General features: G+C 65.8%; 20 protein-coding genes. 14 read left to right on the top strand and 6 right to left on the bottom strand.

The window, feature by feature from the left end; all coding sequences use genetic code 11:
• The first annotated feature begins 24 nt into the window (after positions 1-24).
• A complete protein-coding gene (locus G4G00_RS03385) occupies positions 25-663 on the top strand; it encodes a hypothetical protein (RefSeq protein WP_164271161.1) in 639 nt (212 codons plus the stop codon).
• A gap of 192 nt (positions 664-855) precedes the next feature.
• Positions 856-1,215, top strand: coding sequence for a hypothetical protein (locus G4G00_RS03380; RefSeq protein WP_343161367.1), 360 nt, complete (start codon positions 856-858; stop codon positions 1,213-1,215).
• A gap of 38 nt (positions 1,216-1,253) precedes the next feature.
• Here G4G00_RS03380 and G4G00_RS03375 read toward each other — a convergent pair whose 3' ends face one another.
• Entirely contained in the window at positions 1,254-1,712 is a 459-nt protein-coding gene (locus tag G4G00_RS03375) for a carboxymuconolactone decarboxylase family protein (RefSeq protein WP_125437895.1), read from the bottom strand.
• Positions 1,713-1,821: 109 nt separating this feature from the next.
• Between G4G00_RS03375 and G4G00_RS03370 the strand changes: the two genes are divergently transcribed.
• Positions 1,822-2,118, top strand: a complete 297-nt coding sequence (locus G4G00_RS03370; protein ID WP_240336073.1) for a hypothetical protein — start codon at positions 1,822-1,824, stop codon at positions 2,116-2,118.
• A 287-nt stretch (positions 2,119-2,405) separates the two neighbouring features.
• Here G4G00_RS03370 and G4G00_RS03365 read toward each other — a convergent pair whose 3' ends face one another.
• A complete protein-coding gene (locus tag G4G00_RS03365; RefSeq protein ID WP_164271197.1) occupies positions 2,406-3,017 on the bottom strand; it encodes a hypothetical protein in 612 nt (203 codons plus the stop codon).
• 396 nt (positions 3,018-3,413) lie between these two features.
• Here G4G00_RS03365 and G4G00_RS03360 point away from each other — a divergent pair, with 396 nt between their 5' ends.
• Positions 3,414-3,851 carry an acetyltransferase gene (locus G4G00_RS03360; protein ID WP_108752926.1) on the top strand — a complete coding sequence of 146 codons (438 nt, stop codon included), beginning with the start codon at positions 3,414-3,416 and terminating at the stop codon, positions 3,849-3,851.
• Positions 3,852-3,899: 48 nt separating this feature from the next.
• Here the strand turns inward: G4G00_RS03360 and G4G00_RS03355 are convergent, their stop codons facing one another.
• Positions 3,900-4,391 carry a hypothetical protein gene (locus G4G00_RS03355; RefSeq protein ID WP_164271194.1) on the bottom strand — a complete coding sequence of 164 codons (492 nt, stop codon included), beginning with the start codon at positions 4,389-4,391 and terminating at the stop codon, positions 3,900-3,902.
• Positions 4,392-4,690: 299 nt separating this feature from the next.
• Here G4G00_RS03355 and G4G00_RS03350 point away from each other — a divergent pair, with 299 nt between their 5' ends.
• Entirely contained in the window at positions 4,691-5,380 is a 690-nt protein-coding gene (locus G4G00_RS03350) for a MarC family protein (RefSeq protein ID WP_108752928.1), read from the top strand.
• Positions 5,381-5,528: 148 nt separating this feature from the next.
• On the opposite strand, the gene G4G00_RS03345 is transcribed toward G4G00_RS03350, so the two are convergent.
• Both G4G00_RS03345 and G4G00_RS03340 read right to left on the bottom strand, forming a co-directional pair.
• Positions 5,529-5,888 (bottom strand): response regulator, encoded by a 360-nt coding sequence (locus G4G00_RS03345; protein ID WP_108749445.1) that lies wholly within the window; start codon positions 5,886-5,888, stop codon positions 5,529-5,531.
• Positions 5,878-7,038 carry an ATP-binding protein gene (locus G4G00_RS03340; RefSeq protein WP_234414687.1) on the bottom strand — a complete coding sequence of 387 codons (1,161 nt, stop codon included), beginning with the start codon at positions 7,036-7,038 and terminating at the stop codon, positions 5,878-5,880. Before G4G00_RS03340 ends, G4G00_RS03345 begins: the two co-directional genes overlap by 11 nt.
• Before the next feature lie 149 nt (positions 7,039-7,187).
• On the opposite strand from G4G00_RS03340, the gene G4G00_RS03335 reads away from it, so the two are divergent.
• From G4G00_RS03335 to G4G00_RS03310, 6 genes are all read left to right on the top strand, one after another.
• Entirely contained in the window at positions 7,188-10,298 is a 3,111-nt protein-coding gene (locus G4G00_RS03335) for a response regulator (RefSeq protein ID WP_108752930.1), read from the top strand.
• A complete protein-coding gene (locus G4G00_RS03330; protein WP_164271191.1) occupies positions 10,295-11,119 on the top strand; it encodes a CheR family methyltransferase in 825 nt (274 codons plus the stop codon). Before G4G00_RS03335 ends, G4G00_RS03330 begins: the two co-directional genes overlap by 4 nt.
• Positions 11,119-11,691 carry a chemotaxis protein CheB gene (locus G4G00_RS03325; RefSeq protein WP_108752932.1) on the top strand — a complete coding sequence of 191 codons (573 nt, stop codon included), beginning with the start codon at positions 11,119-11,121 and terminating at the stop codon, positions 11,689-11,691. The genes G4G00_RS03330 and G4G00_RS03325 overlap by 1 nt, the downstream gene beginning before the upstream one ends.
• The gene (locus G4G00_RS03320; protein WP_108752933.1) at positions 11,688-12,827 is read left to right on the top strand and encodes a hybrid sensor histidine kinase/response regulator; all 1,140 of its coding nucleotides are present in this window, start codon (positions 11,688-11,690) and stop codon (positions 12,825-12,827) included. Before G4G00_RS03325 ends, G4G00_RS03320 begins: the two co-directional genes overlap by 4 nt.
• Positions 12,828-12,910: 83 nt before the next feature.
• A complete protein-coding gene (locus G4G00_RS03315) occupies positions 12,911-13,330 on the top strand; it encodes a BLUF domain-containing protein (RefSeq protein ID WP_108752934.1) in 420 nt (139 codons plus the stop codon).
• An 83-nt stretch (positions 13,331-13,413) separates the two neighbouring features.
• A complete protein-coding gene (locus tag G4G00_RS03310; protein WP_108757708.1) occupies positions 13,414-14,466 on the top strand; it encodes a linear amide C-N hydrolase in 1,053 nt (350 codons plus the stop codon).
• On the opposite strand, the gene G4G00_RS03305 is transcribed toward G4G00_RS03310, so the two are convergent.
• Entirely contained in the window at positions 14,463-15,263 is an 801-nt protein-coding gene (locus tag G4G00_RS03305) for a DUF6491 family protein (RefSeq protein ID WP_164271188.1), read from the bottom strand. The two genes, G4G00_RS03310 and G4G00_RS03305, sit on opposite strands and share 4 nt — an antisense overlap.
• Positions 15,264-15,354: 91 nt before the next feature.
• On the opposite strand from G4G00_RS03305, the gene G4G00_RS03300 reads away from it, so the two are divergent.
• From G4G00_RS03300 to G4G00_RS22080, 3 genes are all read left to right on the top strand, one after another.
• Positions 15,355-16,053 (top strand): AraC family transcriptional regulator, encoded by a 699-nt coding sequence (locus G4G00_RS03300; protein ID WP_164271525.1) that lies wholly within the window; start codon positions 15,355-15,357, stop codon positions 16,051-16,053.
• Positions 16,054-16,341: 288 nt separating this feature from the next.
• Positions 16,342-17,292 carry a DMT family transporter gene (locus tag G4G00_RS03295; RefSeq protein ID WP_164271186.1) on the top strand — a complete coding sequence of 317 codons (951 nt, stop codon included), beginning with the start codon at positions 16,342-16,344 and terminating at the stop codon, positions 17,290-17,292.
• Between the two features lie 138 nt (positions 17,293-17,430).
• Positions 17,431-17,565: a hypothetical protein gene (locus tag G4G00_RS22080; protein ID WP_267895964.1), complete on the top strand. Its 135-nt coding sequence runs from the start codon at positions 17,431-17,433 to the stop codon at positions 17,563-17,565.
• The last annotated feature ends 79 nt before the right edge of the window (positions 17,566-17,644 follow it).

Below are 17,644 nucleotides of genomic sequence, written 5' to 3'. Positions count from 1 at the left end.
GGCCTTTGCTACGTGGGCTGGGGCGTGATCGAAGAATTCGAGCTGGTTGCGCATGCTGGACTCCTAGGATGGATTGCCAGCCAGTTGCGCCGGCCGGGCGGTTGCTCAGTGCGTGTCGTCTGTCGGCAGGGCTGGTCGGCGACGGGCGGCGCTCTTGCGCTGCATCTCGGCGCGGAACGCCGGCCAGTTGCGGCGGGTGTCGCCGATGCTGGACCAGCCGAAGTAGGCGATGCCGATCAGGCAGACGAGGACGAAGGAATCGGCGAGCAGCTGGGTAAGGAGCGTGGCTTGGTGGTGGATCAGTTGTGGCCGGCCTATGAGAGAGCGGCTCTCGACGCCGGCATACCGCAGGAGGCACTCGGTATCGACCTGGTACTGGGTGGCTGGTCACCCCAGGCGGGACGCATGGTGGCTACCGCCTATGCGAAAAGCGACAGCGGCGCGGCCGCGACGGTTCAGCCGCTTGTGGGTGGGCTCGCCTCTCCCGGGGAGCCCATGCAGGTGAGACCCGACAGCTTTGCGCCGGACGCCGTTCTGGCGGCCGCCCGCATTCAGGCCGCATGGCTCAACAAGGCCACGGGGAGGCGCGCTGCGGGCGGGCGCGCGCTGGCCGATGTTCTTAGCCTAGGCCAATCGTTCATACGGGATCTTGGCCAGATTTGAGCCGTCGTCGCAGCCCCTGCGACCCCGGGGCGTATGCTCCCGAGCATGCTCACTCCCAGCAGCTACCAAGGCATCCGCGCCGCCCCGATTCCGTCTGGATGGGTCCAGACGGGTGATCGCTGGGCGCTTTGGTACAACGGGCGGGAGACGGCAAGCGTGGTGCCAGTTGGCCGGCCAGGCGTCCGCCTCTGGATGGAAGGCCAGAAGTTCTGGCAGGTGAAAGATGTGCGCGTGGCCAGCGTCCGGCAGGGCAAGCGCTTCGCTGAGCGCTGGTGTGCTGCCAGACTCTACCCGGGCGTGCCCTTGCGCGAAGCCGTGGCCCGCCTGACCGATAACACGCCCATTGAGCCGGCCGCGCTACTCCCCGGACTGCCTCCGACGCGCGAGCAACTGCAGCAGGCCCAGCGCCTGGACGAGGCGGCCGCTGCTGCGTCCGCCCGGGTGATGGCGGCGCTGCAGCCGATCCGGCCGCCGGCGGAGACCAAGCCCAGACTGACGGATCCCGCTAAGGCTCGGTTGAGGGAGGCAAAAGTCGGATCAAAGCGGCGCTGACGCGGCGCTGGGCCAATGCCCAGCGCTCGCCGGTGTCGTTACTCGGTAGCGGGCTTGGCACGGGGCTTAAGCCTAAAGCTCACGCCTAGCCGATTGATCGCGTTCATTGCCGCGATCGTGAGCGTGAGATCGACAAGGTCCTTCTCGCTGAAGGCTGCGGCCACGGCCTGATACGCCTCGTCAGATGCGTGGGTCTCGCTGACAAGCGTCACTTCCTCAGACCATGCCAACGCGGCGCGCTCTTGCTCCGAGAACAGGTACGCGGCTTCGTGCCAAACAGGCAGAAGGGTGATTGTGTCGAAGGGCATGCCTTCCTTGAGTAGATCGCGTGTGTGGATGTCTATGCAGTGCGCGCATCCATTCAGTTGGGAAACGCGCAAGAACACCAGGTGGATCAATTTTGAGGGCAACGATGTGCCGGTGGTCACAAAGTGATGGAGCTGTCCAACCGCTTTGGCACCCTCGGGAGAGACCACAAACCAGTTCGCTCGGTTCATTTCTAACGTCCTTTTCCTCTAAGTGTGGGCCGGAGTCGGTCCACTCAAAGGTAGGGACGCCGAGCAGGGACGGTTCGTGACAGCTGCTAGCGTGCGCTAGGATAGGCGCTTGGCTGAGCACTGGTGTGCGGTGGGGCTCTACCCGGGCCTGCCGCTGCGCGAGGCCGTGGACCGCCTTACCGATAGCACGCCCATCGCGCCGGCCACGCCTCTGCCGGGCTTGCCCCCGACCCGCGAGCAACAGCAGCAGACCCAGCGTCTGGACGAGGCGGCTGCTGCTGCGTCCGCCCGGGTGATGGCGGCGCTGGAACCGCGGCGGGCGCCGGTGGTGACCAAGCCGAGGACAAAAGATCCAATGAAGACCTGGGTGAGGGCAGGGCGTCCGCGCTGGAACCGCACCGTCTGACCCATTTGGCTCCAGAAAACCCGGGCACCCCGCCTTGTGGCGCAAGTGCCTCGACTGGCTTGCTCCAGAAATGAAGTCAAAGCAAGTCTTTGATTCCGTTCCACAGTCAGGCAGACTTCTAAGCCGCCGCTCGATTCTCCGTCTGTCGGCGCAAAGTAGGCGCTGGAGCTGTGCTTCCCCGGCAGAGTGCAAAGGTAACCCGCGCTTCGGCGTCGGTAACGGCACCTCAATGATCGCCAGTTGTGGAGGGGCGCTCTACCTTCCAAACTTATTCCAGACGTTATGAATCAGAATTTCCCTTGATTCCTGTCTTCTCTGAACTGCTCGGCAATATCGCTAACCTTCGCCTCTAGCTGACGCCCAATGTTTGTCATGTATTGGACGTGCCCCTTCAGTTTTTCAAGTTCCTGCTCTAAATTAGGTATTGGCATCAATGCGTATTGCATATTCGCTTCCTCATGTTCTTCAAATTTGGGAGTCCCATCTGGAATTTTCTGACCCGCAAAATTTGCTGTGAAGAAGATATAGGCGTCGTGCGCCGGTATCCGGCGACCTGACCAATGAGCAAACATGTGCCTGATCGTCCGGTGCATGTCCAAGATCTCAGCCGCGTTGCCCAGTCCTTCCGATATATCTTTGTTCCACACGCATTCCGCCGCATGACGCTTGAGGTGGGCGATAGTATCTTTGTCGTTGAGCTTCAAAGCATACGAGGCGGGTTTCCCCGACTGAATCTGTTCCAGCAGGTTGATGATCCGCCTTGCCTCAAGATCTGCAAAGCAGTACGTCTGGATGAACAGTCCTATCTTGAAATAATCATCTCTCTCAAGGGGGGCGGTGTCATTGAGTACATGCGGCAGCGACTTCCTTGCCTGTTCTAGCTTCTTTACTTCATCCATTGTCATTTCCTTGCCTGGATTCAGATGGCCGGCGACTCAACGCATGAGGGTAGAGCATACCTTAGCAGCCGCAGCTTGGCTTCTGAGGGGCCTCGGCGTGCTCCGCAATTGAAGCGGAGACGGCGCTTCTCGGTAAAAATGAACCAGCGGCGCGGCGGGGCGCATCGCGGAGCAGGAGTTAGAAGTAGTTCAATGAAACTGATGGATTGCTGACGAGCTTCCGTCGCTACGGCCTGGGTTGACCTGCGGGTTCCGATCTGCGAATTTGGCACAGCTTTGGCACAAAACGTCCCTCCACCCTTGCCGCGTATGGCCGAGTCGCCCCCCTCCTAAGGGGAAGGTCGCCCGTTCGAATCGGGCCGGGGTCACCAGATTCGAAGCACCTTGAGCTGGCATATGTACATTCTGCGTTCCTCGCGCGCCGACGATGGCGCAGCCTTGGTTGATCTGTGGCGTCGCTCGGTTGACGCGACCCACGGCTTTCTCCAAGCTGAGGACCGCCAGGCGATTGATGTCGAGGTCGCCGCTTTCCTGCCCCAAGCGCCGATGACCGTGGCGGTTGATCAGAATGATCGGCCGTACGGCTTCATGCTGATCGACGGTTCGCATATGGAAGCGCTGTTCATCGATCCTGATGTCCGTGGCACCGGCATTGGACGACAGCTGTTGCTGCATGGATTGTCTGCGCACAAGCAACTGACGACCGATGTAAACGAGCAGAACGCCCAGGCGGTTGGCTTCTACCTGCGGATGGGGTTCATCGAGACCGGCCGTTCAGCGTGTGACTCGCAAGGTCGTCCGTATCCCTTGATCCACCTGCGTCACAACGGTTAGTCCAGCAGAAAAGCCCGGGCACCCGCCTCGTTGCGCAATGGCCCCGGACTAGTCGCCCGAACCGGCGGCATCCAGTTCCTGTTGAACAGTGTCATTGCGGATGCTGTCGATGGCTCGCTGCTGGCTCTCCAGCAAGGTTTCACATCGCTGCAGCTCAGATCGCACCAAGTCGATTTTCCCATGTTCGGCCATGGCCGCGGCTCTGATGGCCGCGCCCTCCCGTAAAGGCGCAACGAGTGGTAACCACGTCTTGTAGCGGGCAGGCTTGGTCGCGGTCAGAGCATATGCCTGGCCATGCAGCCACAATGCGGCAGTCTGTGCGCCATTTCCCAGGTTCTTGAACTGCTCGGCGGACGCGGGTCGCCCGGCTTCCCGCTCGTGCGTGGCCAGGAAATCCCACCAGCCAGCGCAGTTGGCATAGATTCTGGCTGATTCAACCGCTTCCGCAGCAGCCACAGCAATCTCTTTCTGGGAAACGTCGGCGGTAGTCGGCGGAGCAGCGTCCTGGCCGAGCATCAACAGCAATCCAAGCAGATTCATGCCGCTCACGAATGTACCCTCAGGGGACAGCTGAGCCTGAAAGCTATATGACTCGGTGCGGCCGTTCAATCCTACCCATTCTGAAGTACCCAACCCGTCTCCACGCCCACTGCACACGGCGTCCAGCACGCTGCGGTCATCCCTTCCACGCAAGGATTTCCGCCATGAATACCCCTGGTACGCCCAAGCCCACCTGGAGACAGCGCCACGGCCTGTGGCTGGTGCTGGTCGTGGTGCTGATCATCTTCGGCGTCACCCTGTTCCTGCGCTGGTAACCGCCCAGCCACACGGAGGCGCCCGTGCAGTTGCCCACCCTGCTTGTCACCCTGGCCGGTGAACTGATCCTGGTGCCGGTCACCCTGCTGCCGATCATCAATCCGCTCAGCACGGCGTCGATCTTCGTTTCCACGGTGGGCAACCGCCGCGCCATGGCCAAGAAGCTGGCGCGGCAGATCGCGGTGAACAGCTTCGTGGTGATCGTGCTGGCGATGCTGGTCGGCACCTATGTGCTGTCGTTGTTCGGCATTTCCCTGCCGGTGGTGCGTATCGGTGGCGGCTTGCTGGTGGCCGCCGCCGGTTGGCGCATGCTCGGCGCGCGTACTGACGACCCGCCCAGCCCGGCGCAGGAGCAGGCCGAGGCGATTGCCGATGCGCAACTGGAAGGCAAGAGTTTCTTTCCGCTGACGTTCCCGTTGACCACCGGTCCGGGAACCATTGCCGCGTGCATCACCCTGGGTACGCACGTGGAATCGGTGACGCCACTGCATCTGCTGTCGGGTGTGATCGTGGCGGTGGGTGGGGCGCTGCTGGTGGTGGGCGTGATCTATCTGATCCTGCGTAATTCCATTTTTCTGGTGACGCGGCTGGGCCCGACCGGTGCGGTGGTGATGCAGCAGCTGGTGGCGTTCGTGCTGCTGTGCATTGGCATACAGCTGATGTGGACGGGGTGGGTGGACCTCAATCACGAGACGTTCGCCGGCGCGGCGTAGCGTCGAGCTTGCTCGACGGAGGTCGCCCGGAACATCGGCCGCACGCCGGAGCGACGCGAGGCGCTTTTGTAGCGTCGAGCTTGCTCGACGGATGGGGCAGGAGCCAGGAGCAGTCGAGCAAGCTCGACTCTACCGGGCCGTTGCGGGATCAGTGCTGCTGCAGCAGTTCCACCAGCTGGCGCAGGCGGTAGGGCTTGGGCAGGAACTCGACCTGGTCGGGCAGCGGCGGCAGCTGCGAGCGCGCGTAGCCGGAGGACAGGATCATGCGCGCGTGCGGCTGGTCGCGGGCCACGTGCTCGCTCAGTTCGATGCCCGACATGCCGTTGGGCATGCTGATATCGCTGAACACCACGTCGAAACGGGTGCCGCTCTGCAGCAGCGCCACCGCTTCGTGACCGTCGGCGGTGGTTTCCACGTCGATGCCGAAATCGCGCAGGGCCAGGCCGATCATCTCGCGCAGATCGGTCTGGTCCTCCACCATCAATACGCGGATCGGGTCATCGGTCATGGGTGGAGTCCTCTATTGCAGGAAGCAGCAGGCTGACCGTCGTGCCAACACCGGGGGTGGTGGCCACGTCGACGAAACCGCCGCTCTGGGTGGTGAAACCGAACACCTGGCTCAGGCCCAGGCCGCTGCCTTTGCCAATGTCCTTGGTGGTGAAGAAGGGCTCGCTGGCGCGCTCGGCGATCTCCGGCGCCATGCCACGGCCCTCGTCGTGGACACGCAGGGTAACGTATGCGCGCTCCACGTGCCGGTCGGCATCGGGGTCCAGACGCCGTTCCAGTGCGGTGGCCACCCGCACCCGGCCCCCGGGCGGGGTGGCTTCGGCGGCGTTGGCCACCAGGTTGGCCAGCGCGGTTTCCAGCTGCGCCCGGTCCAGGCACAGCGGCGGCAGGTCCAGGGTCATGGACGTGTCCAGGCCGATGCCGGGCGGGCAGCTGCGCCGCAGGGCGTCCAACTGGCCGCCGATCAAGGCATTGATGTCCACCCGGTCGCGTACCAGGGTCTGCCCGGAACTGAACGCCAGCAGCTGGCGGGTCAGCAGGGCGCCACGGTCGGTGGCCGCCTGGGCGCTGGCCAGCAGCTCCTGCGCGCGCGGGTCCTGGCCCACACGCAGCGAGACCAGGTCGATGGCGTTGCCGATGGTGGTCAGCAGGTTGTTGAATTCATGCGACAGGCCGCGGCTGAGCCGGCCCACGGTCTCGAACTGCTGGGTCTGGCGCAGCGCGCGCTGGGCATCGCGCAGCAGGCGCTGGGCCTGCCAGCTTTCGGTGATGTCGCGGGTGATCTTGACGAAGCCCAGCAGCTGGCCTTGTTCGACCACCGGTTCGATCACGATGCTGGCGCGGAACGAAGAACCGTCCTTGCGCAGCCGCCAGCCCTCGCTGGCATGGTGCCCCTCGCGTGCGGCCAGCTGCAGCAGGCGCTGCGGTTCACCGGCGTCGCGATCCTTGTCCAGGTAGAAGCGGCCGAAATGCGTGCCGACGACTTCCTCGGCGGCAAACCCCTTGATGCGCTGCGCGCCCGGGTTCCAGCTGCAGATGATGCCGTCGGGATCGAGCAGGTACAGCGCATGGTCATGCACGCTGTCAATCAGCAATCGCAATTGTCGTGAGGGATCCGTCAGTGCGGAATCCGTGAATGCGGCAGCGACCACGTCAATAGAAAAAGCCCCTGTAAGGGCGCAGACCCTAGGCAGCGCAGCGTGAAGGATATGTGCAGGCGCGGCGTGTGCCATTCGTCGTATGCGGCTGAATGCGACACGGGGTATCCTCATCCCCCTTTTGCCGACTGGAAACCACCTGTATGCGTCCTGGTGCAACCACGCGTGACCGCTGGGTCTGGACGGCTTCAGCCGTGCTGCTTGCGGCAACCGCCGCCATGGAACTGGTGGTGCCGCTGGGCTACGCGGTCTGGCTGGCCTACTTCATGGCCGTGGGCGTGACGGTGTTCCAGCGCAGCGCGCGGGTCCCGTTCATGGTGGCGGTGATCGCCTGCGGGTTGCTGGCCATCGGCTACAACGTGGCGCCGGCCAGCAGCAATTCCGCGTTCTCGTTCGTGAACCGCAGTATTGGCGGCGTGGCCTTCCTGATGATCGCGCTGATCGTGTCGCGCGCCATCGAGGCCCGGCGCCAGGCCATGCGCGCGCTGTGGCTGCAGGAAGCCGAGAATGCAGTGGCCCTGAGCCTGCGTGGCGACCTGGGCCCGGAACAGATTGCCGAGGCGGCCATGTCCAGCCTGGCCGTGCAGCTGCAGGCCCAGGTGGGCGCGCTGTACCGCCTTGAAGGCGGCCGCCTGCAGTTGACCGGCGGGGTCGCGTTGCCCACCGGCATTGCCAGCGCCGTGGGCCTGCAGGAAGGCCTGCTCGGCCAGGTAGCCCGCGATGGCCGGGTGCTGCATCTCAGTGGTGGCGACGCGCAGGCGCTGGAGCTGCAGTCCAGCCTGGGCCGCATTGCCGTGCGCGAGCGCATTCTGGCGCCGATCAGCAGCGATGGCAGCCTGGTGGGCGTGATCGAACTGGGCCGCGCCAGCCCGGGCCAGCAGGCCGCGCTGGACACCGAACTGCTGCAGCGCTGTGGCGAAACCATCGGCATGGCCCTGCGCGCCTCGATGCTGCGTGCACAGCTGGTGGTGCTGCTGGAGGAATCGCAGCGCCAGGGCGAGGAACTGCAGGCGCAGCAGGAAGAACTGCGCGTGGCCAACGAAGAGCTGGAAGAGCAGAGCCGCAGCCTGATGCAGTCGCAGGGCCACCTGGAGCAGCAGCAGGCCGAGCTGGAACAGAGCAACGTGCAGCTGGAAGAGCGCACCCACGAACTGGAAGCGCAGAAGCAGGCGCTGCTGGTCGCACAGGGGCAGCTGGTGCGCAACAGCAACGAGCTGGCCGCCACTTCGCGCTACAAGTCCGAATTCCTGGCCAACATGTCGCACGAGCTGCGCACGCCGCTGAACAGCTCGCTGATCCTGGCCAAGCTGCTGGCCGATAACAAGGACGGCACGCTGACCGAGGAGCAGGTGAAGTACGCGCGCGCCATCCTGTCGTCCAACAACGATCTGCTGGCGTTGATCAACGACATCCTGGATCTGTCGCGCATCGAAGCCGGCCATGTCGAACTGGCCGACGAAGTGGTGGTGGTGGACAGCGTGCTGCAGCGCCTGCGCGAAACCTTCGAACCGATGGCACGGCAGAAGGGCCTGGCCCTGCAGATCGAAGCCGATGCGCTGGCACCGACCCAGCTGGTAGCCGACAGCCAGCGCCTGCAGCAGATCCTGAAGAATCTGCTGGCCAATGCGCTGAAGTTCACCGAGCACGGTAAGGTCAGCCTGCACGTGCGCGCCGGCGGCAATGGCCGGGTGCGTTTCGAAGTGGCCGACAGTGGCATCGGCATCGCCCGCGACCAGCTGCAGGCCATCTTCGAGGCCTTCCGCCAGGCCGATGGCAGCACCCGCCGCCGCTACGGTGGCACCGGCCTGGGCCTGTCGATCTCGCGCGACCTGGCCGAGCGCATGGGCGGCGATATCCAGGTGGACAGCGAACCGGGGCGGGGCAGCTGCTTCATCCTGGAGCTGCCGCTGCAGGGCGCCCCCGCGGTGGCCGAATCGGTACCGCACGCGCCGGCTGAAGTTGCGCCCATTGCCGCTGCGCCGGCTGCGGTGCATGCGCCCGCGCCGCAGCTGGGGGTTGCCCATGGCGCTGCCGCGCCGGTGCGCACCGTGGCCGATGATCGTGGCCAGCGTCGCCACGGCGGCCGGCTGATCCTGGCCGTGGAAGACGATGCCACCTTCGCCGAAGCGCTGGTGGTGCTGGCCCACGAACTGGACTTCGACTGCGTGGTGGCCACCACGGCCGAAGAAGCGCTGGCACTGGCCGTCGAGCTGCGCCCCAATGGCATCCTGCTGGACATCGGCCTGCCCGATGTATCCGGCCTGAGCGTGCTGGAACGACTGAAGCGCAATCCCGACACCCGCCATATTCCGGTGCATGTAGTGTCGGCGATGGATCGCAGCCAGGTGGCGCGCGAGCTGGGCGCGATCGGGTTTGCGATCAAGCCGACCACCCGCGAACGCCTGGTGGCGGCCATCGAGCAGCTGGAACAGACCAGCCAGCGCGACGTGCGCCGCCTGCTGATCGTGGAAGACGACAGCGACCTGCGCCACAACCTGGAACTGCTGCTGGGCCGCGACCAGCTGCAGATCGTGGCCGTGGGCACCCAGGCCGAGGCGCTGCAGCAGCTGAGCACGGTCACCTTCGATTGCATGGTGATGGACCTGGCCCTGCCCGACGGCAGCGGCTACGACCTGCTGGAACACATGGCCGGCAACGATGACGTCGGCTTCCCGCCGGTGATCGTCTACACCGGCCGCGCGCTTAGCCGCGAAGACGAGCAGCGCCTGCGCCGCTATTCCAAGAGCATCATCATCAAGGGCGCGCGTTCGCCCGAGCGCCTGCTGGATGAAGTGACCCTGTTCCTGCACAGCGTGGAAGCGAGCCTGCCCAGTGACCAGCAGCGCCTGCTGCGCGAGGCACGCCGCCGCGACACTGTGCTGGACGGGCGCACCGTGCTGCTGGCCGAGGACGATGTGCGCAACATCTTCGCCCTGTCCAGCGTGCTGGAACCGCTGGGCGTGAGCCTGGAAATCGCGCGCAACGGCCAGGAAGCGGTGGACCGCCTGGCCCAGCGCGAGGTCGATCTGGTGCTGATGGACATCATGATGCCGGAGAAGGATGGCCTGACTGCCATGCGCGAAATCCGTGCGCAGCGGCACCTGCAGGACCTGCCGATCATCGCGCTGACCGCCAAGGCCATGCCCGATGACCGCGAGCGCTGCCTGCAGGCCGGCGCGAATGATTACATCGCCAAGCCCATCGACGTGGACAAGCTGGTGTCGCTGTGCCGTGTGTGGTGCTCGCGGCAATGAACGAACATGCGCTGTTCGACCTGGAACTGAAAGTGTTGCTGGAAGCGTTGTACCAGCGCTACCACTACGACTTCCGCAGCTACGCCATCTCGTCGCTGCGGCGGCGGGTGCGCCAGGCCATGCAGCGCTATGAGTGCGAGCGCCTGGTGGACCTGCAGCACCGCCTGCTGCACGAGCCGGAGCTGTTCGCCCAGGCCATGCAGTTCTTCACCGTGCAGGTCTCGGAAATGTTCCGTGACCCGGCGTATTTCCGCGAACTGCGCGAGCAGGTGGTGCCGGTGCTGCGCACCTGGCCGTCGGTGAAGCTGTGGGTGGCCGGTTGCAGCACGGGCGAGGAGGTGTGGTCGCTGGCGATCCTGCTGCACGAGGAAGGCCTGCTCGATCGCAGCATCGTCTACGCCACCGATATCAACCCGGAGGCACTGGCCACTGCCGAGGCTGGTGCCTATGGCATCGACCGCCTGGCGCAGTTCAGCCGCAATTACCTGGCCGCCGGTGGCACCGGTTCACTGTCTGATTACTACGCCACCGCCTACGATGGCGCGGTGTTTGATCGCCAGCTGCGCCGCAACGTGGTGTTTGCCGACCACAGCCTGGCCACCGACACGGTGTTTTCCGAAGTGCATCTGGTGTCCTGCCGCAACGTGCTGATCTATTTCAACCGCGATCTGCAGGACCGTGCGGTCGGGCTGTTCCGCGAAGCGCTGGTGCACCGGGGCTTCCTGGGCCTGGGCAGCAAGGAATCACTGCAGTTTGGCATTCACCATGGCGCGTTCGAAGTCTGCTCGCGCGAGCACCGCCTGTACCGGAAGGTGGCCTGATGGCCGAGCCGCGTCCGGCGCTGGTGGTGGTGGGCGCTTCGGCGGGGGGCGTGGCGGCGTTGCAGCAGCTGCTGGGCGCGCTGCCGGCCAGCCTGCCGGTGCCGGTGCTGGTGGTGCTGCATCTGCCGCGTGACCGCAGCAGCCGCATTGCCGAAGTGCTGGCGCCGTACTGCGTGGTGGCCCTGCGCGAGGCCGAGGACAAGCAGCCGCTGCAGCCGGGCACGGTGACCTTCGCGCCGCCGGACTACCACCTGCTGGTGGAAGACACCGAGGCCGTGGCGCTGTCGATGGATGAGCCGGTGCTGTTTTCGCGGCCGGCCATCGATCCGCTGTTCGAATCCGCCGCGGCGGTGTTCGGTGCGGGTGTGCTGGCGGTACTGCTGACCGGGGCCAGCAGTGATGGCAGCGAAGGCGTGGCCGCGGTGCGCAGCGCCGGTGGCCGCGCCTGGCTGCAATGCCCCGAGGAGGCCGAAGCGTCGATGATGCCGGCCTCCGCCCTGCAGCACGCCGGCGCTGACGCCGTGCTGTCCCTTGAAACATTGTGCTGTCGCCTGAAGGAAGTTTTCGCATGAACCTGCTGCCGCCCGAGCCTGCCCCGACGCAGTCCCCGGTCAACCTGCTGATCGTCGATGACGTGCCGCAGAACCTGGTGGCCATGCAGGCGCTGCTGCGCCGCGACGGGGTGAACCTGCTGCTGGCCGGTTCCGGCGCCCAGGCGCTGGAACTGCTGCTGGAGCACGAAGTGGCGCTGGCGCTGCTGGACGTGCACATGCCCGAGATCGACGGGTTCACCCTGGCCGAGCTGATGCGCGGTTCGCAGCGCAGCCGCGATGTGCCGATCATCTTCCTGACCGCCTCGCCCGACGATCCGGTGCGCGCGTTCAAGGGCTATGAAAGCGGCGCGGTGGATTTCCTGCACAAGCCGGTGGCGCCGCAGGTGATCCTGAGCAAGGTGAGTGTATTCATCGAGCTCTACCAGCAACGCCAGTTGCTGAAGGCCCGCAATGAAGCGCTGGAGCGGGCGCTGAAACTCAACGAGACCATGGCCGCGGTGTTGACCCACGACCTGCGCACGCCGTTGTCGGCCATCCTGCTGTGCGCGGACAAGCTGAGCCTGGAGCTGCCGGCCGACAACGCGTCGGCGCAGCAGACGCTGAAGCACCTGGAGGCCAGCACGGTGCGCATGGCGCGCATGGTGGAACAGCTGCTGGACTTCTCGCGTATCCGCACCGGCGGGTTGCGCATGGATGCGGCGGCGTGTGACCTGGCCGAGGTGACCCGTGCCGTGCTGGCCGAGGCCGGCAGCGCGCATGGCAGCGCCCGGCTGCAGTTCGAACAGGATGGCGACAGCGGCCTGCAGGGCGACCTGGATCGGCTGGGCCAGATCGCGGCGAACCTGGTCGGCAACGCGTTGACCCATGGCGGTGATTCGGCGGTGCAGGTGCAGGTCGATGGCCGCGACGCACATACGGTCACCCTGCGCGTGCGCAATGCCGGGCAGATCGATGCGGCGCTGCTGCCGCGCCTGTTCGAACCGTTCAAGGCCAGCTTCCATCCCAGCAAGGGCCTGGGGCTGGGCTTGTACATCGCCGATCAGTTCGTGCGCGCGCATCACGGGCGGTTGACCGCACGCAACGAGGCGGGCCAGGTGGTGTTCGAAGCGATCCTGCCGCGTCGCGTGGATGGGCGCGCCATCGCCGTTTCCTGAATTCTTCAGCAAGTTCCGGCGGCGATTGAGACGCATCCGTCCGCAACTGCTACGGTGGGTGTCTCTTTGGTCAAGGACGCCCCATGCCACTGTGCGCCATCGCCTATGTCAGCCAGGCAAAGGCAGATCTTCCGGTTGAACGCATGCACGCGCTGGTGGACGACGCGGCACGCTTCAACAAGATGGCGGGGGTCACCGGCGTGCTGCTCAACGATGGCCAGCGCTTCCTGCAGTACATCGAAGGTCCGCCCGATGGCATCGATTCGGTGTACGAACGCATCCTGCGCGCGGGCAGTCACCACGATCTGATGGAGCTGGCGCGCGGGCATCTGGGCCAGCGGCAGTTTCCCTATTGGTCGATGCGCGTGCTGCCGGTCGAGGCTTCGCTGCTGCGGCAGTTGGCCGCCGGTGACTGGTCCGGTTTCGCGCGCACGCTGGCAGGCGATGCCGGCGGCCCGACCGCCATCGATCTGCTGGCGCAGATCGTGCAGCCGTCGCTGTAACACCCGTCCCAGGCGCACCACTTCACCCGCAGGTCACAAGCGCCGCGCTTTCATCGGCTGATCCCCGGGGAATGGAGCACGACATGGCGCGCATGAAGTGGCAGGGCAGGGCGATGCTGGCAATGGCGCTGGCAGCGGCGGTTTCACCGGCACTGGCGTGTACGCGCGCGGTGTACCTGGGCGACAACGGTGATGTGATCACCGCCCGCTCCATGGACTGGAAGGTGGATGTGGCCACCAACCTGTACGTGCTGCCACGGGGCATTGAACGCAATGGCCAGGCCGGGCCGAAGTCGATTGCCTGGAAGGCGCGCTACGGCAGCGTGGTGGCGACTGGCTACGACGTGTCCACCACTGATGGCATGAACGAAAAGGGTCTGGTGGCCAACCTGCTGTGGCTGGTGGAATCGGAATACCCCAAGAGCCGCAGCAACAAGCCGGGCCTGGCCATTTCGCTGTGGGCACAGTACGTGCTGGACAACTTTGCGACCGTGCAGGAGGCGGTGGCCGCGCTGGAACGCGAGCCGTATTCCATCGTGACCGACAAGGTGCCCGGCGAAGATCGCCAGGCCACGTTGCACCTGTCCCTGTCCGATGCCAGCGGTGACAGCGCCATCGTCGAGTACATCGGCGGACGCCAGGTGATCCACCACGACCGCCGCTACCAGGTGATGACCAACTCGCCCATCTTCGATGAGCAGCTGGCCCTGAACGCCTACTGGAAGCAGATCGGCGGCACCGTGATGCTGCCCGGAACCAACCGTTCGGCCGACCGCTTCGCGCGTGCCTCGTTCTACATCAATGCCATTCCCAAGGCCGAAGATCCGGTGGTGGCGCTGGCCAGTGTGTTCAGCGTGATCCGCAATGCATCGGTGCCCTACGGCATCACCACGCCGGGCGAGCCCAATATTTCGTCCACCCGCTGGCGCACGGTGGCCGACCACAAGCGGCGCCTGTATTTCTTCGAATCGGCGCTCACGCCCAATACGTTCTGGGTCGACCTGAACAAGATCGACTTCGCCGGGCCCGTGCTGAAGCTGGACTTGGGCCCGGACCAGCGCAACACCTTTGCCGGTGATGCGCTGTCCCATTTCCAGCCCAGCAAGCCGTTTGCGTTTCTGGGCACCGACGGCTAGGGCGCGGCGGGGCCTTTGCTGTCGCTCGGGTAGACGGCCAGGATGTCGCAGCCCGGGCGCGCAAAGCGCGGGCCATAGGAGCGGGCATCGTTCTCGATGCCCGACGGCTGCAGCACGATGCGATCGCGCGGGTTGCCGCAGATCAGCCCGTTCTGGAACCCGGACTGGAAATCGACCTCGGTGGCGCCGGCCAGGATCGAGCAGCTGCTGGCCAGTTCAACCGTGTAATAGCGGTGGCCACCGTTGCGGCGCGGGTTGGTTTCCACCACCACGCCTTCGGGGGTTTCGCTCCAGCCACGTACGTGGCGGGTGGCAAAGCAGACGGCCGATGAGGTCTGGAAGGTGTGTCGGCCGCGATCGTCGGTGCGGCGCGCCGTGCCTTTGGCTTCCACCGTGACCGTAGGCAGGGTATCGGCGAACTGGCGGCTGCTTTCATGCGCGGCGAGGGCGAAGGTACGGTTGTCGATGGGCGTGACTGCGCTCACTGCGCAACGGCGGCCATCGACCACCACCTGTTCGCCCGGTGTGCCGCAGGCCCAGCCCTGCGGCGCTTCCAGACGCAGTGCTTCGGCCTGGTTCACGCCGGGGCAGGCGGTGCTGAAGTCGATGCGGAAGGCGCGGTCACGGCCATCGCGCACGGCGATGGACCCTTCGGAATCCTGTTCGACCTGCTGCACGCTGCGGGCATCCACGCAGTGCGGCGCGGGCGGCGTGCGTCCTTCCTGTGCGCGCAGGGAGGGCAGCGGTTGGCTGGCCAGAAGCAGCGCCAGGGCGATCGGCAGCAGACGTTCCTTCATCGTGCGATCCCGGTGGGTGTGGATGGCGCCGACCTTAGCACGGGCCGATGACAGCATTGCAGCCACCCGGCGGCACGCGCACACTGCGCCGATGGGCGCGATCTTCCACCTGCGGCACTACGGCCAGGCCACCGGCCTGGACCGGCATGACTACGCGCAGTGGGTGCTGCCGCTGCAGGGCGAACTGCAGTTCGAGATGGAAGGCCACGGCGGCCGGCTGGATCTGCTGCAGGGCGCCTTCGTGGCCGCTGGCGAGGCGCATGACCAGATGGCGCAGGGCCCGAACGGTTTCGTGATCGTCGATTGCGGCCCGGGTGTGCTGGATGATGCCACCCAGGAGCACCTGTGCCGGCAACGCTGGCTGCACCTGCCGCAGCGCCTGCGCCAGCGGCTGGCCCATGTGCAGGCGGGGCAGGCGGTGCCGGAACTGCTGCCGGAGCTGTTGCATGCGTTCGCCCCGGCCGGCAGTGGTGCGCGGCTGCAGGGCCTGTGCGCGGCGGTGCAGCGCGAACCGGGCCAGCCGTGGCCGGTGGCGCGCATGGCGGGGTTTGTCGGGGTGAGTGAAAGTCGCCTGCATGCGCTGTTCCTGGGGGAATTCGGGGTCAGCCCGCAGGCCTGGCTGAGTGCCAACCGGTTGCGCTGGGCCAAGCACCAGCTGTTGACCAGTACCGCGCCGATCAGCCAGATCGCGCTGGCCGCGGGTTATTCGGAACAGAGTGCGCTGACCCGTGCGCTGCGCCGGGAAACCGGGATGACCCCGGCCGCGTGGCGGCGCGGTGAGGTGCCCTGACTCGGGCGGCGTGGCCTTGCGGCGGAACGACCGGACACGGGCGGTGAAGGGCTTTGGTAGCGTCGAGCTTGCTCGACGGCTCTTGCTGGAACGCCGTCGAGCAAGCTCGACGCTACGAGAGGCGGGGGCAACAGCCGTCGAGCAAGCTCGACGCTACGAAAAGCGGGGGCAACAGCCGGCGAGCGGGGCAAGTGCCGCCGCGACGGGCTGGGGCAGTAGCCTCGGTCAAGACGCGCGCGACGGCGCCGCCTACACTGCGCGGCCTGTCCTTCCCCCGATGATGTGTTCATGCGCAACAACCCGATGGCCCTGGGCATCGCCAATGGCGTTGCCGCCGGCGCGCTGTGGGGCGTGGTTTTCCTCGCCCCGGCCGTGCTGCGTTCGTTCAATGCGCTGCAGCTGTCGGCCGGCCGCTATCTGGTCTACGGCCTGATTGCGCTGGTGCTGCTGCTGCCGCGCTGGAAGCGGCTGGCACCGAAACTGGGCCGCGCCGAATGGCGGGGCCTGCTCTGGCTCAGCCTGGCTGGCAACCTGGTGTACTTCCTGCTGCTGGCCACCGCCGTGCAGTGGGCCGGTGGTGCGGCGGCCTCGCTCATCGTCGGGCTGATCCCCGTGGTGGTGACCCTGGTGGGTGTGCGCGAGCAGGGTGCGGTGCCGTTGAAGCAGTTGTTGCCGGCGTTGGGGCTGTGCGTGCTCGGGGTCACCCTGGTGGGCTGGGAGGCGCTGATGTCCGAACACCTGGCCACGCCGTGGCGGCAGCGCGTGCTGGGCCTGGTGTGTGCGTTTGGTGCGCTGTTCTCCTGGGCGGTGTATTCGGTGGGTAACAGCCGCTGGCTGGCGCGGCGGCCCGATCTTTCCAGCCATGACTGGTCCATGCTGACCGGCGTGACCACCGGCGGCCTGGCCCTGCTGCTGGTGCCGATGGCATTCACTGGCCAGAGCGCGGCGCACAGCCCAGCGCAGTGGACGCTGTTCTGGAGCATCAGTGCCGGCGTGGCGGTGTTTGCCTCGCTGATCGGCAATGCTTTCTGGAACCGCGCCAGCCGTCTGCTGCCGCTCACCCTGACCGGGCAGATGATCGTGTTCGAAACACTGTTTGCGCTGCTGTACGCGTTCGCCTGGCAATGGCGCTGGCCGACCCTGCTGGAGGCGCTGGCCATCGTCTGCCTGGTGGCCGGGGTGCTGCTGTGTGCGCACGCACACCGTGCGCCGCGCGCGATCGCCGAACATGCCGGGTGATTGCGCGCCATGGGCGCCCTGATCGCCGCTTCGTCACAGATGCAACCAAATGACGGCACGTTGGCAGATGATCGCCGCAGGAATATTTTGCGCTGCAACACTTGACAGCGCCCCAGCGCACGGTGTTTTCTGTGCGCCATGGTTCTCGATGCCGCCCTTGCCAGCCTGATCGCCCCCGCTACCGCGGGCCGCTCGACTGCGCCGGTCGCCATTACCACCATTACCACCACCACCGTCACCACTGCCCTGGTGCGGCCCGTCGTCTTCGTGTAACTCCCGAAAACCACGGCCCCGCACCATCCAGGTGGCGGGGAAACTCGACACCTGCATGCGACGGGGCCTCCCAATGAGG

This window comes from Stenotrophomonas sp. B1-1 (genome assembly GCF_010894375.1).
GTDB lineage: Bacteria > Pseudomonadota > Gammaproteobacteria > Xanthomonadales > Xanthomonadaceae > Stenotrophomonas.
The sequence above is the reverse complement of the archived record's forward strand: the minus strand, read 5'-3'. Positions and strand labels throughout refer to the sequence as shown.

Coding starts and splice junctions, on each gene's coding strand:
- G4G00_RS03380 (WP_343161367.1), top strand. CDS start 856: ATGGAAGGCCAGAAGTTCTGGCAGGTGAAAGATGTGCGCGTGGCCAGC.
- G4G00_RS03375 (WP_125437895.1), bottom strand. CDS start 1,712: ATGAACCGAGCGAACTGGTTTGTGGTCTCTCCCGAGGGTGCCAAAGCG.
- G4G00_RS03365 (WP_164271197.1), bottom strand. CDS start 3,017: ATGGATGAAGTAAAGAAGCTAGAACAGGCAAGGAAGTCGCTGCCGCAT.
- G4G00_RS03360 (WP_108752926.1), top strand. CDS start 3,414: ATGTACATTCTGCGTTCCTCGCGCGCCGACGATGGCGCAGCCTTGGTT.
- G4G00_RS03355 (WP_164271194.1), bottom strand. CDS start 4,391: ATGAATCTGCTTGGATTGCTGTTGATGCTCGGCCAGGACGCTGCTCCG.
- G4G00_RS03345 (WP_108749445.1), bottom strand. CDS start 5,888: ATGACCGATGACCCGATCCGCGTATTGATGGTGGAGGACCAGACCGAT.
- G4G00_RS03335 (WP_108752930.1), top strand. CDS start 7,188: ATGCGTCCTGGTGCAACCACGCGTGACCGCTGGGTCTGGACGGCTTCA.
- G4G00_RS03330 (WP_164271191.1), top strand. CDS start 10,295: ATGAACGAACATGCGCTGTTCGACCTGGAACTGAAAGTGTTGCTGGAA.
- G4G00_RS03325 (WP_108752932.1), top strand. CDS start 11,119: ATGGCCGAGCCGCGTCCGGCGCTGGTGGTGGTGGGCGCTTCGGCGGGG.
- G4G00_RS03320 (WP_108752933.1), top strand. CDS start 11,688: ATGAACCTGCTGCCGCCCGAGCCTGCCCCGACGCAGTCCCCGGTCAAC.
- G4G00_RS03315 (WP_108752934.1), top strand. CDS start 12,911: ATGCCACTGTGCGCCATCGCCTATGTCAGCCAGGCAAAGGCAGATCTT.
- G4G00_RS03310 (WP_108757708.1), top strand. CDS start 13,414: ATGGCGCGCATGAAGTGGCAGGGCAGGGCGATGCTGGCAATGGCGCTG.
- G4G00_RS03305 (WP_164271188.1), bottom strand. CDS start 15,263: ATGAAGGAACGTCTGCTGCCGATCGCCCTGGCGCTGCTTCTGGCCAGC.
- G4G00_RS03300 (WP_164271525.1), top strand. CDS start 15,355: ATGGGCGCGATCTTCCACCTGCGGCACTACGGCCAGGCCACCGGCCTG.
- G4G00_RS03295 (WP_164271186.1), top strand. CDS start 16,342: ATGCGCAACAACCCGATGGCCCTGGGCATCGCCAATGGCGTTGCCGCC.
- G4G00_RS22080 (WP_267895964.1), top strand. CDS start 17,431: ATGGTTCTCGATGCCGCCCTTGCCAGCCTGATCGCCCCCGCTACCGCG.